Source organism: Pseudarthrobacter sp. MOO14 (assembly GCF_058267675.1).
Genome location: NZ_CM177849.1, coordinates 2,010,190 through 2,022,855 on the forward strand (window position 1 = coordinate 2,010,190; position 12,666 = coordinate 2,022,855).

A 12,666-nucleotide genomic window follows, 5' to 3' on the forward strand; every position below is an offset into this window, starting at 1 on the left:
TCATGCCACGGGAAGCTTGGAAATGCCTGACAGGCAGCCGAGCCATTCTTTTTTCGCCAACCGTTGAAAAAAGATTCGGCCCGCGCTACCCTGAACGTACTGTGTCGCAGGACACAGTCCGGGGGGGACATCAGGTGGCCATCTGTCGCAAGGAACATCCATGCCAGCAACAGCTACAGCCGGAAAAGTTACCCGGCCCGAACGCCAGCACGTTACTGCGAGCGTTGCGGCGTCCTTCGACCACTGGAAGCACCTGGTGGCAGAGTCCTTCGTGCCCCTCACCGCACAGACAGCTGACGTGGACGGGTTCCAGGGCCGGATGCGCTCCCGGGTGCTGGACCGGATGTCCGTTGTTGAAGTGACCGCCACCTCGCACGAAGTGCACCGCACCCCCGCCCTGATCGCACAGGCCCACGAACGCTATTTCAAGCTCAACCTGCAACTGGAGGGCACCGGGCTGCTGATCCAGGACAACCGCGAAGCCGTGCTCCAGCCCGGCGACCTGGCCATTTACGACACCAACCGGCCTTACACCCTCGCCTTCGAGGACACGACCCGCATCATGGTGCTGATGTTCCCCTGCGACGCCGTGTCCCTGCCCGCCGACTATGTGGGACAGTTGGCGGCGGTGCGGATGGGCAGCGGAGGCCTGAGCGGACTCGTGGGTCAGTTCATCCGCCAGTTGTCGGAAAACCTGGACGTCCTGAACGGCCCCAGCGGGTCCCGGCTGGCAACGAATGCCCTGGACCTGGTGTCCACCATGCTGCATGCCGAAATGGATATTAGGCCGGACCGGATGAAGCCGCAGGCGCTGCTGGCCGTCTCGGTCCGCGAGTACATCGAGGCGCACCTCTCGGACCCGCTGTTGTCCCCGGCGAGCATTGCAGCCGCACACTTCATCTCCACCAGGCACCTGCATAACGTCTTTCACGAGTCCGGGACCACGGTGGCCAGCTGGATCCGGACCCAACGGCTTGAGGGCGCCCGCCGCGAACTCCGCGACCCGCTGAACGCGGGGCAGTCCGTCGGCACGATTGCGGGCCGCTGGGGTTTCCTGGACGCAGCCCACTTCAGCCGCACCTTCCGCGACGCCTTCGGCGTCTCACCCAGCGAGTGGCGCAAAAGCGCCTAGGCCGCACCCGGCCGTCCCCACCAATTACGACCAGGGCCCGTTGGGCACCGCCCCTCCGCTTCCGCTAACGTCCGTCAGGTGACAAAGAAGTTCCGCCTTGCGTTAGTTTTCCGGGAAGAGGGCCGCTGATGCCTTTCATATGCCTCCTGCTCTCCGGTGCCGCGCTGCTGGCCAACGGGCTGGCGACCCTCGGGCACGTTCCCCGCCGCGACGCCGCGGCCCTCAACCTGCTGGTGGGCGGCACCCAACTGGTGCTCGCCGTCGTCTATGTCTCTGCCGCCGGGGACGCTCCGGCGCCGCTCCTCACGGCCGCCGGCATGTTCCTGTTCGGATCCACCTATCTGTACTCGGGACTGGATGTGCTGCTGGGGCTCGGGTCACGCGGCCTGGGCTGGTTTTGCGGGCTGGTGGCGTTATGCGGCGCGCTGCTGGCCACCGCCTGGCTGGGCACAGACCCCCTGCTCGCGGTGCTGTGGGTGTGCTGGTCCGTGCTGTGGGCCCTGTTGTTCGCCTGCCTGGCCCTGGGCGCGGTGCGGCTTGAACGGTTCACGGGCTGGGCCCTGGTGCTGGCTGCTCCGGCGTCGGCCACAATTCCGGCACTCCTTGGCCTGGCAGGGTTCTGGCCCGCTTCTCCGGCCGCGGCGTGGGGTGGCGCGCTGGTCGTGGCCATCCTGTTCGTCACGGCACGCGCACTGGCCCGGCGCGGACCAAAGGTTCCACGCCGGGCCAGTGCCGGAGATCCCGCGCCAGCTAGGTAAGCACGTGGCCCGGGGAAGCTGAATGGTGGCGCCGCTCGATGACCCATTCCACCAGCACCCCGGACAGGAAGACCGCCGGGACCGTTGCGAGCAGGGCCGTGGCCGTCTCGGCATTGCCGCCAATGAGGGCGGTGAAATTGCTGACCACCAGGTAGAGGACCCATGCCAGCAGGACTGCCGCCAGGGCCGGGGCAATCCGGGTCTGCCACAGCCCGGCGCCGGCATGTTCCCGTCGGAAGAACGCGACGACGGCGGCTGAGCAGAGCATGTACAGCACCAGGAGAGCTGCCACAGCAAGGCCGCTGAACCATGAGAACAGGGTCAGCACAGGGTCCATCGCCAGGATGGCGAACGGCACCACCAGGACGACGGCGGTGGCGGACTGGATCCAGGCGGCAACGGCAGGAGCCCGGTGCCGGTTGGTCCGGGCAAGGACGGCGGGCATGGAACCGCGCAGGGCCAGGGAGTGGAGGTAGCGGTTGATGCCGTTGTGGAAGGCGATGATGCCGGCGAGCAACGAGGTGACCAGCAGGATGCCGGCCACGATGCCCGCCCAGGGGCCGAACAGTTCCACCAGCGGACCCAGCACGAAGGACGTCGCATCCCCCGACTCGAGGGCGGCGCCCGCGGCGTCCATGACGCTTGAGGGCCCGTAGTAGCTCACCAGCATCCAGGAGATGAAGGCGAAGAATACCGAGATCACCCCCACCGAGAGGTAGGTGGCCCGGGCGACGGTGCGGTGCGGGTCCTTGGCCTCGGCGGAGTAGATGGCGGTGGACTCGAAGCCGAACATGGACGCCACCGCGAACATGATGGCAACGCCGGGGGCACCTGCACCAATGGCTTCGGGGGAAAAGGACGCCGCAACGCTGATGCCTTCCGGGCCGCCGCCGTGGAACAGTACGGTGAAGCCGAACATCAGCAGGATGGCCACCTCCAGGCCCACCAGCACGGCCAGGACGCGGGCGCCGATTTCGATGTTGAGGGAGCCCAGTACCTGGACTCCCGCCATGGTGGCCAGGGCCAGCAGCCACCAGGGAATGTCCAGGCCGGTCGAGGCCAGGAGCCCGGAGAAGGCCGCACCGTACAGCCCGTACATGGCGGCCTGGACGGTGCTGTAGGCCAGCAGGGCCAGCCAGGCCGCCCCGGCTCCGGTCCGCCTGCCAAAAGCTGCCGTCACGTAGGCGTAGAAGGCGCCGTTCGCTTGGATCTTGCGGCTCATGGCAACGAAGCCGACGGCGAAAACCACGATGACTATGCCCACGATCAGGTACGCGCCGGGGGCACCGGCGCCGTTGCCCAGGGCCGCCGCCAGCGGCGCCGCGCCCACGATCCCCGTCAGGGGCGCCTGGGCGGACAGGACGAAGAACAGGATGCCGAGCACGCCGATGCTGCCGGCGCGGAGGGCGGTGGAATGCTCCTTGGCCGGAGCGTCAGCGGTCCGGGTCTCGGAATTCGAAATACTCATTGGATCCTTCTTAACGGTCATGAGCTCGGGAAAATTGCTGTGGGATCCAGCTTGGCAGCGGCAGGGAATTCCGCTTTGTCCACCAGCGATCAGTTGTTGTCGGTCCGCGCAGCGCCGGTCCGGGCATCCTCCCGCCGCTGAATTTCCCCACCTTTCCGCCCGCATCACTCGCAGCCGGCGGCGTGTGGCGGGGACACGCCGTCGGGCGAGCCCAAACATGGGGAGAATCAGCCGGGCACAATAAAGCGCGGCCGGCCTCCCCTGGAAGGAAGCCGGCCACGCCGTCGTAATTCAGTTATCTGGGGTTACCGCAGCACCACGGTGCGGTTGCCCTGCAGCAGGACCCTGCCCTCGCAGTGCCATTTCACCGCGTTGGAGAGGGCCTTGCATTCGGTGTCGCGGCCGGCGGCCACCAGGTCCTCTGGCCCGTAGGTGTGGTCCACCTCCACCACCTGCTGGGCGATGATGGGTCCTTCGTCCAGTTCAGCGTTGACGTAGTGGGCTGTGGCGCCCACGGTCTTGACGCCACGCGCGTAGGCCTGGTGGTACGGCTTCGCGCCCTTGAAGCTGGGCAGGAATGAGTGGTGGATGTTGATGGCCCGGCCGTCCAGCTTGCGGGTCAGGTCGTCGCTGAGCACCTGCATGTACCGGGCCAGCACCACCAGTTCCACCTCCAGCCCGTCAACCAGGTCCATCAGCTGCGCCTCGGCCTCGGGCTTGGTGTCAGCCGTGACCGGGATGTGGTGGAACGGGATGCCGTGCCACTCGACCAACGCCTGGTGGTCACGGTGGTTGGACACCACGGCCACCACGTCAACGGGAAGTTCGCCGATCCGGGCACGGAACAGCAGGTCGTTGAGGCAGTGTCCGAACTTGGACACCATGATCAGAACCTTGCGCTTGGAGCCCTGGCGTTCCAGCTGCCACCGCATGCCGAATTTGTCCGCGACCGGGGCAAACGAGTCCCGCAGGACTTCCACGGTGGAATCGTCGCCCTCGGAAACGAAGTGCACCCGCATGAAGAAGTGGCCTTCGGAGCGCTCACCGAACTGCTTGTTGTCGATGATGTCGCAGCCGTGTTCCAGCAGGAAGCCGGAGACGGCGTGCACGATGCCGGGGCCCTCGGCGCAGTCGAGGGTCAGGACGTGCTCCACGGTGGTGGACGCCTTCGGGGCAGGCATCCGGGTCTCAGTAACAGTCATGGCTCAGCACTCGATCACATTCACGGCGAGGCCTCCTCGGGAGGTTTCCTTGTACTTGGTTTTCATGTCGGCTCCGGTGTCGCGCATGGTCTTGATGGCCTTGTCCAGCGAGACCTTGTGGCTGCCGTCCCCATGGAGGGCCAGCCGGGCTGCGTTGATCGCCTTTACGCTGGCGATCGCGTTCCGCTCGATGCAGGGGATCTGCACCAGGCCGCCCACGGGATCGCAGGTCAAGCCCAAGTTGTGCTCGATCCCCACCTCCGCGGCGTTTTCCACCTGCGCCGGTGTCCCGCCGAGCACTTCGCAGAGCCCGGCCGCGGCCATGGAGCAGGCGGAGCCCACCTCACCCTGGCAGCCCACTTCGGCGCCGGAGATGGACGCATTTGTCTTGAAAAGGATTCCGACGGCGGCCGCCGCCAGCAGGAAGCGGACCACGCCGTCGTCGTCTGCTCCCGGAACAAATTTCACGTAGTAGTGCAGGACGGCCGGCACGATCCCGGCCGCGCCGTTGGTGGGAGCCGTGACGATCCGCCCGCCGGCGGCGTTCTCCTCGTTCACGGCGAGTGCGAACAGGTTGACCCATTCCATGGCCAGCAGCGGGTCCGCCGGTGCCTGGACGGGCGACGGCGTTGCTGCCGCCGCCTGGGCGGAGGCCTCCGCCGATGCCGCAGCGGACGCCGTCAGGGTGCGGAACAGCGCCGGTGCGCGCCGGGGTACCTTCAGGCCGCCCGGCAGGATGCCCTCGGCGTTGCAGCCGTTCTCCACGCATTCGCGCATCACGGCCCAGAGCCCGAGCAGCTTCTCCCGGAGTTCTGCCTCGCTGTGCCAGGTGAGTTCGTTGGCCAGCATGACATCGGAAATGGACATGCCCTCGCGGCTGCAGATCTGCAGGAGCTCGTCCGCCGTGGCGAACGGGTAAGGCAGGACGGTGTCGTCCGCCACCACCTTGTCGGCCCCTTCGGCGTCGCCGTCCACCACGAAGCCGCCGCCAATGGAGTAGTAGCTGCGTTCGCTGAGCACGGCGCCGGTGTGGTCGAGGGCGCGGAAGGTCATGCCGTTGGGGTGCGCGGGAAGGGACTTGCGGCGGTGCAGCACCACGTCCTCTTCCCAGTTGAAGTCCACCCGGTGGCTGCCGGCGATGTGCAGCTCGGCGTTCAAGGCCGCTGCTGCCACTTGGTCGTCAGCGGTGAACGTGTTCACGGTTTCGGGCTCCAGGCCCTGCAGGCCCAGGACCACCGCCTTGTCGGAGCCGTGGCCGCGGCCCGTGGCGCCCAGGGAACCGAACAGTTCCGACTGGACACGCACGGTGGAGGCCAACTGGCCGTCGCCCTTCAGGCCGTCGGCGAAGAGCTTGGCAGCCCGCATCGGGCCCACCGTGTGTGAGGACGAGGGCCCGATGCCAACGGAGAACAGGTCAAGGACGCTGAGCGCCATCAGGGTACCTCGGGTGAGGCGTACTCCCGCATGGCGTCCAGGAGCCACCGGCCCAGGAACTCGGCGAACGATGCCCGGGGGAAGATCCGGAAGGAGTCCTCCCCGGTCTTCCAGAGGATCGCTGGGATGTTCGCGATTTCGGTGGAGAAGGCGGTACCGGCCTTGAACACCCGGGGGTGCAGGTCCAGCGAGCAGCCTTTTTCCAGGACGGCGCGGGCCCGGGGGCCCACCAGTTCGAACGTGGTGCGGTTGGCGGACAGGTCCACCACCTGGCCTGCGTCGTTGCCCAGCGCTTCGCGGAGGGCCGGGATCAGGTCCCCGCCAAGGGATTCGTGCGCCTCGGTGGGTGCCACCACCAGGAACTCGGAGGGCCCCAGCCACAGGACAGAGGTGTCCCCGGTGGTTGCCACAGCACCGGAGGCGGCGGGCAGTCCGCCGGTGGCGGCGGCCAGCCGCTGCGCCGTTTCCGAGCCGGCGTCTGCCCGCAGCCCCACCATGGTCAGGAAGGGGAGCTCGGACAGTTCGACGGTGCCGGCCAGGGAGCCTGCGGTGAAGGCTTCCGCCAGCTGGCGTGCCGGGCTGACGCGTGCCGAGAGGTTCTGCTCTGCGGAGCTCTGGGTGGGGGATGCTGCTGTTTCAGCCATCTTTACGGGTCCCTTCTGGGTCAAAAAGCACTGTTTCCGCAACAACCACGTCCACCAGCTGGTCGCCGGCGGCGGCCACCAGTGTTTCGCCGATGCGGTTGCGGCCGTTCTTGATCAGGGCCAGGCCGAAGGACCTGCCCAGCGCTGCGCTGTGGTAGCTGGAGGTGACGAAGCCTTCCATCGGAACCGGCCCGTAGGCCGGGTTGGTGGAGCGTCCCTTTTCCACCAGCTGGGTCCCTTCAGGCAGCCGGAGCGTTCCGTCGACGGGAAGGACGCTGACCAGGTGCTTGCGGTCCTCGCGGCTGGAATCGGCGCGGGAGTACGACCGCTTGCCAATGAAGTCCTTGGCCTTGGAAACGATCCACTCCATGCCGGCGTCCTGCGGGGTGACGGTGCCGTCCGTGTCCTGGCCGACGATCGGGTAGCCCTTTTCGGCGCGCAGCACGTGCATGGTTTCGGTGCCGTACGGGGTGATGTTGAACTCGGCTCCGGCGGCGGCCACGGCTTCCCAGGTGTTCAGCCCGTACCAGGCCGGGATGTTGATCTCGTAGGCCAGTTCGCCGGAGAACGAGATCCGGCAGATCCGGGCGCGGACGCCGGAGGCCAGGGTGGTTTCGCGGAAGGTCATGAACGGGAACGCCTCGGCGTCCAGGCCGCCGTTGGCAGCCAGTTCCGGTGCGACCCTGGCGATGACTTCACGGGACTTGGGGCCGACGACGGCGATGGTGCTCCACTGTTCCGTCACCGAGGTGCACTTGACGTCCAGTTCCGGCCACTCTGTCTGCAGCCACTCTTCCAGCCAGTCCAGGACCTTCGCGGCGCCGCCGGTGGTGGTGGTCATGAAGTAGGTGTCGTCGTCCACGCGGAGGGTCACGCCGTCGTCGAAAATCATTCCGTCCGGCGTGCACATCACGCCGTAGCGGGCCGAGCCCGGGGCGAGTTTCTTGAACGCGTTGGTGTAGACCCGGTTCAGGAACTCCCCCGCATCCTTGCCGCGGATCTCGATCTTGCCCAGCGTGGTGGCGTCCATGAAGCCCACGGACTCGCGGACAGCGGCACACTCGCGCAGCACTGCGGCGTCCATGTCCTCCCCGTCCTGCGGGTAGTACCAGGGGCGCTTCCACTGCCCGACGTCCTCGAAGAGCGCACCCTTGGCCACATGCCAGGGGTGGATGGAGGTTATGCGGGCGGGGTCGAAGAGTTCGCCGCGCTGGCGTCCGGCCAGTGCCGCGAAGGCCACCGGGGTGAACGGTGCACGGTAGGTGGTGGTTCCGATGTCGCCGATGCCGCGGGAGGCTTCGCCGGCCGTGCGGAGGGCCGCGGCGATCACGCCGATGGCGTTGACGCCGGAGGTCTTGCCCTGGTCGTTGGCGGTGCTGATGGAGGTGTACCGCTTGATGTGCTCGACGGAACGCATGCCGGCCCCGGTGGAGCGCAGTACGTCAGCCACGGACTGGTCGCGCTGGAAGTCCACGAAGTGGTGGTGCCAGTCGTCGGGGGTGCCGTTCTCGCCCGGCACCAGCCAGAGCTGGCGGGTGGGCGCGGCGGCCTTGGGCTCACCGAACGTTGACGGTTCGACGGCGGATTCGAAGCCCGCTGCGATGGCGGCCCGCGCGCCGGCGGAGACGCCCTCGGCAAGGCAGTCGGCGGTGGCGAAGGAGCCGCGGCCGGAGCCGATGGTCTGCTGGTTGGGCACTTCGGTGCTGGGGACGAAGGCTGCCAGTCCGTCGTCCCAGCGCAGCTTGCCCTGGCGCTGGGAGTGCAGGTGGACCAGCGGGCTCCAGCCGCCGGACACAGCCAGCAGGTCGCAGGCGATCTGTTCGACGCCGGAGGTGAGCTCGCCGTCGTCGTTGATGCTGCGGACGGTGACGCCGTCCAACCGGCCGTCGGCTGCGCCTTCTCCGGAGGAGGAAGTGTTGGCCACCGCGCTGCCGATCAGCACCCGGATTCCGGATTCGACGGCGGCAGTTGCCACGGCGGTCAGCGCGGGGCGGGCGTCCACGACTGCGGCAACCTTGACCCCGGCGGCGGCGAGATCGGCTGCGGCGGCGTAGGCACTGTCGTTGGTGGTGCCGATGACCACGCGCTTTCCGGCGGCCACGCCGTACCGGTTGAGGTAGGTGCGCACGGCCGATGCCAGCATGATTCCCGGGCGGTCGTTGTTCTCGAACACCAGGGGGCGTTCGTGGGCGCCGGGGGCCAGGACCACCTGATTGGCACGGATGTGCCAAATCCGCTGCCGGGACACGCCGGGGGCGGCGGGGCTGGAGAGGTGGTCGGTGCGGTTCTGGACGGCGATCACGTAGTTGGCGTCGTAGGCGCCGAATGCGGTGGTGCGGTTCAGGACGGTGGATTCGGCGCCGGACACCAGCTCGGCTTCAACGTCCGCCACCCACTCCAGGGCGGGCTTGCCCTCGATGGTCTCGGCCAGGCCGGGCGCGGTGGAACCGGAGAGCAGGGAGCCGCCCAGTTCGGGCTGGTCATCCAGGAGCATGACGCGGGCGCCGCTGCGGACGGCCTCGCGGGCTGCGGCAAGTCCGGCGGGGCCGCCGCCGATGACCAGGATGTCGGTGTGGACGTACTTCTTGTCGTACTCGGCGCGGTCATCTTCCGGGTCGAGCTTGCCCAGGCCGTTGAGCCGGGTGGCCTGGAGCCCGTCCACCAGGGAAACGGTGGTGGCAGGCAGCATGGATTCGGCGACGTGGCCGGGGAAGCGGGCCTCGATGCGGACCAGGGCGTTGGCCTCTTCCACTCCGGCGGACATGATGCCGCGGGGCCGGTCCTCATAGAGCGAATTGCCGGCGGCGATGCGGCCGTTGGCGAGCAGGGCCGAGGCCAGCGTGTCGCCGGGGTGCCCGGTGAATTCCTCGCCGTCCACGATGAAGCGCCAGGAGATGGTGCGGTCGATGCGGCCGCCGGTTGCCAGGCGGGCGTTCTGCGAGGTCACTTGGTGGCTCCTTCCGGGGCGGTGCGGGTAGGGCTGGCGGCAAGGCTGGTTGCTGAGAGGCTGGGTGCCGCGGTACCGGTGGTGGTGCTGTCGGCGGCTGTACTGGCGGTGCCTGCCTCGACGGCCGGATCAGCGGCAAGGTCCGGCCGGCGCGTACCCATCGGGTAGACCGCCTGGATGTCGTAGCTGACGGTGTCGCGGAGCATGTTGAACCATTGGCGGCAGCCCGTGCTGTGGACCCAGCGTTCGGCGAAGATGCCTTTCGGGTTCTCCCGGTAGAAGAGGTAGCGGGACCATTCGGTGTCGGTCAGCTCGTTCGGGTTCTCCGGGTAGGGCACGTGGGCCTGTCCCCCGTAGTGGAATTCGGTTTCGTCCCGCGGGCCGCAGTTGGGGCATGGGATCAGCAGCATGTGCGTAAGTCCTTTTCTGGTGGCAGCGGCTAGTGGGCCACGGCGGCGGCGCCGTGTTCGTCGATGAGCGCGCCGGTTTCGAAGCGTTCCAGCGAGAACGGCTTGTTCAGCCGGTGCGGGGTGCCGGTGGCGATGGTGTGCGCGAAGGTCATGCCGGCGGCGGGGGTTCCCTTGAACCCGCCGGTCCCCCAGCCGCAGTTCACAAACATGTTCTCCACCGGGGTCAGGCCCACGATCGGGGAAGCGTCCAGGGTGGTGTCCACGATGCCGCCCCAGGTCCGGAGCACATGGGCCCGGGCAAAGATCGGGAAGAGCTCCACGGCGGCCGCCATCTGCTGCTCGATCACGTGGAAGGAGCCGCGCTGGCCGTAGCCGTTGTAGGAGTCGACGCCGGCGCCCATGACCAGTTCGCCCTTGTGGGCCTGGGAGACGTAGACGTGGACGTGGTTGGACATGACCACCGTGGGGTGGACGGGCTCGTGCAGTTCGGACACCAGCGCCTGCAGCGGGTGGGACTGGATGGGCAGCTGGAAGCCGGCCATTTCGGCCAGGACCGAGCTGTGGCCTGCGGCGCAGAGGCCCACCTTTTCGGTGTTGATGGTGCCGCGGTTGGTCTTGACGCCCACCACGCGGTCCCCCTCCTTCAGGAAGCCGGTCACCTCGCAGTTCTGGATGATGTCAACGCCCATTTCGTCGCATTTGCGGGCGAAGGCCCAGGCCACGTGGTCGTGCTTGGCGATGCCGGCGCGCGGCTGGTAGGTGGCGCCCATGACGGGGTAGCGGATGTTGTCGCGGATGTTCAGGATGGGGCAGAGTTCCTTGACCTGCTGCGGGTCCAGCCATTCGGCGTCCACGCCGTTGAGCTTGTTGGCGCCCACGCGGCGGATGCTTTCGCGGACGTCGCCCAGGGTGTGGGCCAGGTTCATCACGCCGCGCTGGCTGAACAGGAAGTCGTACTCGAGTTCCTCGGGCAGGATCTCCCAGAGCTTGAGGGCGTGCTCGTAGATGGCCGCACTCTCATCCCAGAGGTAGTTGGAGCGGATGATGGTGGTGTTGCGGGCCATGTTGCCGCCGGCCAGCCAGCCTTTTTCCAGGACGGCAATGTTGGTCATCCCGTGGTTCTTGGCCAGGAAGTAGGCGGTGGCCAGGCCGTGCCCGCCGCCGCCCACGATCACGGCGTCATAGGAGGACTTGGGTTCCGGGTTCCGCCAGAGGAAGTCCGGGTGCTCCGGAAGGTGCTGGGTGCTCACTGGGCGGCTCCAATCAGGTCTGCTTCAGCGTCGGCCAGGCCGGCGTCGGCGGTGAGGTGCGGGTAAAGGGGGAACTTTTCGGCCAGGGCCGTCACGCGTTCGCGGAGTTCGACGGCGGTGTCCCCGGGCAGGGTGCCCGTGCCGGCCGATGCGATCAGCGCGGAGGCGATGATGTCGGCCACTTCGGTGAACTCGGCGGCGCCGAATCCGCGGGCGGCCAGGGCGGGGGTGCCGATCCGGAGGCCGGAGGAAACCATCGGCGGGCGGGGATCGAACGGGACGGCGTTGCGGTTGACGGTGATGCCGATCTTGTGGAGGGCGTCTTCACCCTGCTGGCCGTCCAGTTCGGAGTGGCGCAGGTCCACCAGGACCAGGTGGACGTCGGTGCCGCCGTTGACCACGGAGATGCCTGCGGCCTGGACGTCCGGCTGGAGGAGTCGCTCTGCCAGCAGCTTTGCTCCCTGCAGGACGCGCTCCTGGCGTTCCTTGAATTCAGGAGCAGCGGCAAGTTTGAAGGCCACCGCCTTGGCGGCAACCACGTGCTCCAGCGGTCCGCCCTGCTGGCCGGGGAACACGGCGCTGTTGATCTTCTTGGCGTATTCCTCCTTGGCGAGGATGACGCCGCCGCGGGGTCCGCCAAGGGTCTTGTGGGTGGTGGTGGTGACCACGTCGGCGTACGGGACGGGGTTGGGATGCAGGCCTGCAGCCACCAGGCCGGCGAAGTGGGCCATGTCCACCATGAGGTAGGCGCCCACGAGGTCGGCGATACGGCGGAATTCGGCGAAGTCCAGCTGGCGGGAGTAGGCGGACCAGCCGGCCACGATCAGTTTGGGCTTGTGTTCCAGGGCCAGCGCTTCCACCTCGGCCATGTCCACGCGGAGGTCTGATTCGCGGACGTGGTAGGGGACCACGTTGTAGAGCTTGCCGGAGAAGTTGATCTTCATCCCGTGGGTCAGGTGGCCGCCGTGGGCCAGGGAGAGGCCAAGGATGGTGTCACCCGGGTTCAGCAGGGCGAACATGGCGGCGGCGTTGGCCTGCGCGCCGGAGTGCGGCTGGACGTTGGCGAATTCGGCGCCGAAGAGGGCTTTGACGCGGTCGATGGCGAGCTGTTCAATGACGTCCACGTGCTCGCAGCCGCCGTAGTAGCGCTTGCCCGGGTAGCCTTCGGCGTACTTGTTGGTCAGGACCGAGCCCTGGGCTTCCATCACGGCTGACGGAGCGAAGTTCTCCGACGCGATCATTTCAAGGGTGGACTGCTGGCGGTGCAGTTCCCGTGCCACAGCGGCGGCGACGTCGGCGTCAACCGTGGCGAGCGAGGCGTTCAGTACATCCTGCATGGTTCTCCTTCTGGGGCCCTTCGGAGTTACTGATCCATAACTGATCTGTAACTGATATATTAGAACTGACGTAATAGTATGTTG

The 12,666-nt window shown here is 67.5% G+C and carries 10 protein-coding genes; 2 read left to right on the forward strand and 8 right to left on the reverse strand.

The genetic code is table 11. The features are described 5' to 3' along the window. The first annotated feature begins 160 nt into the window (after positions 1–160). Both AC4EEV_RS09500 and AC4EEV_RS09505 read left to right on the forward strand, forming a co-directional pair. A complete protein-coding gene (locus AC4EEV_RS09500; protein ID WP_491330761.1) occupies positions 161–1,132 on the forward strand; it encodes an AraC-like ligand-binding domain-containing protein in 972 nt (323 codons plus the stop codon). Between the two features lie 128 nt (positions 1,133–1,260). Further along, entirely contained in the window at positions 1,261–1,890 is a 630-nt protein-coding gene (locus tag AC4EEV_RS09505) for an AmiS/UreI family transporter (RefSeq protein WP_491330762.1), read from the forward strand. On the opposite strand, the gene AC4EEV_RS09510 is transcribed toward AC4EEV_RS09505, so the two are convergent. From AC4EEV_RS09510 to glyA, 8 genes are all read right to left on the reverse strand, one after another. Next, entirely contained in the window at positions 1,883–3,358 is a 1,476-nt protein-coding gene (locus AC4EEV_RS09510; RefSeq protein WP_491330763.1) for an APC family permease, read from the reverse strand. The genes AC4EEV_RS09505 and AC4EEV_RS09510 overlap by 8 nt on opposite strands. A 305-nt stretch (positions 3,359–3,663) precedes the next feature. Next, the gene (purU, locus tag AC4EEV_RS09515; protein ID WP_491330764.1) at positions 3,664–4,560 is read right to left on the reverse strand and encodes a formyltetrahydrofolate deformylase; all 897 of its coding nucleotides are present in this window, start codon (positions 4,558–4,560) and stop codon (positions 3,664–3,666) included. A gap of 3 nt (positions 4,561–4,563) precedes the next feature. Continuing rightward, the gene (locus tag AC4EEV_RS09520) at positions 4,564–5,994 is read right to left on the reverse strand and encodes an L-serine ammonia-lyase (RefSeq protein ID WP_109045541.1); all 1,431 of its coding nucleotides are present in this window, start codon (positions 5,992–5,994) and stop codon (positions 4,564–4,566) included. Next, positions 5,994–6,638 (reverse strand): sarcosine oxidase subunit gamma, encoded by a 645-nt coding sequence (locus AC4EEV_RS09525; RefSeq protein ID WP_109045540.1) that lies wholly within the window; start codon positions 6,636–6,638, stop codon positions 5,994–5,996. Before AC4EEV_RS09525 ends, AC4EEV_RS09520 begins: the two co-directional genes overlap by 1 nt. Further along, positions 6,631–9,585, reverse strand: coding sequence for a sarcosine oxidase subunit alpha family protein (locus tag AC4EEV_RS09530; protein WP_491330765.1), 2,955 nt, complete (start codon positions 9,583–9,585; stop codon positions 6,631–6,633). The genes AC4EEV_RS09525 and AC4EEV_RS09530 overlap by 8 nt, the downstream gene beginning before the upstream one ends. After that, positions 9,582–9,995: a sarcosine oxidase subunit delta gene (locus AC4EEV_RS09535; protein WP_018760772.1), complete on the reverse strand. Its 414-nt coding sequence runs from the start codon at positions 9,993–9,995 to the stop codon at positions 9,582–9,584. Before AC4EEV_RS09535 ends, AC4EEV_RS09530 begins: the two co-directional genes overlap by 4 nt. A gap of 29 nt (positions 9,996–10,024) precedes the next feature. Beyond that, positions 10,025–11,245, reverse strand: coding sequence for a sarcosine oxidase subunit beta family protein (locus AC4EEV_RS09540; protein ID WP_491330766.1), 1,221 nt, complete (start codon positions 11,243–11,245; stop codon positions 10,025–10,027). Continuing rightward, positions 11,242–12,582, reverse strand: a complete 1,341-nt coding sequence (gene glyA / locus AC4EEV_RS09545; protein WP_018770028.1) for a serine hydroxymethyltransferase — start codon at positions 12,580–12,582, stop codon at positions 11,242–11,244. Before glyA ends, AC4EEV_RS09540 begins: the two co-directional genes overlap by 4 nt. Between the last annotated feature and the right edge of the window lie 84 nt (positions 12,583–12,666).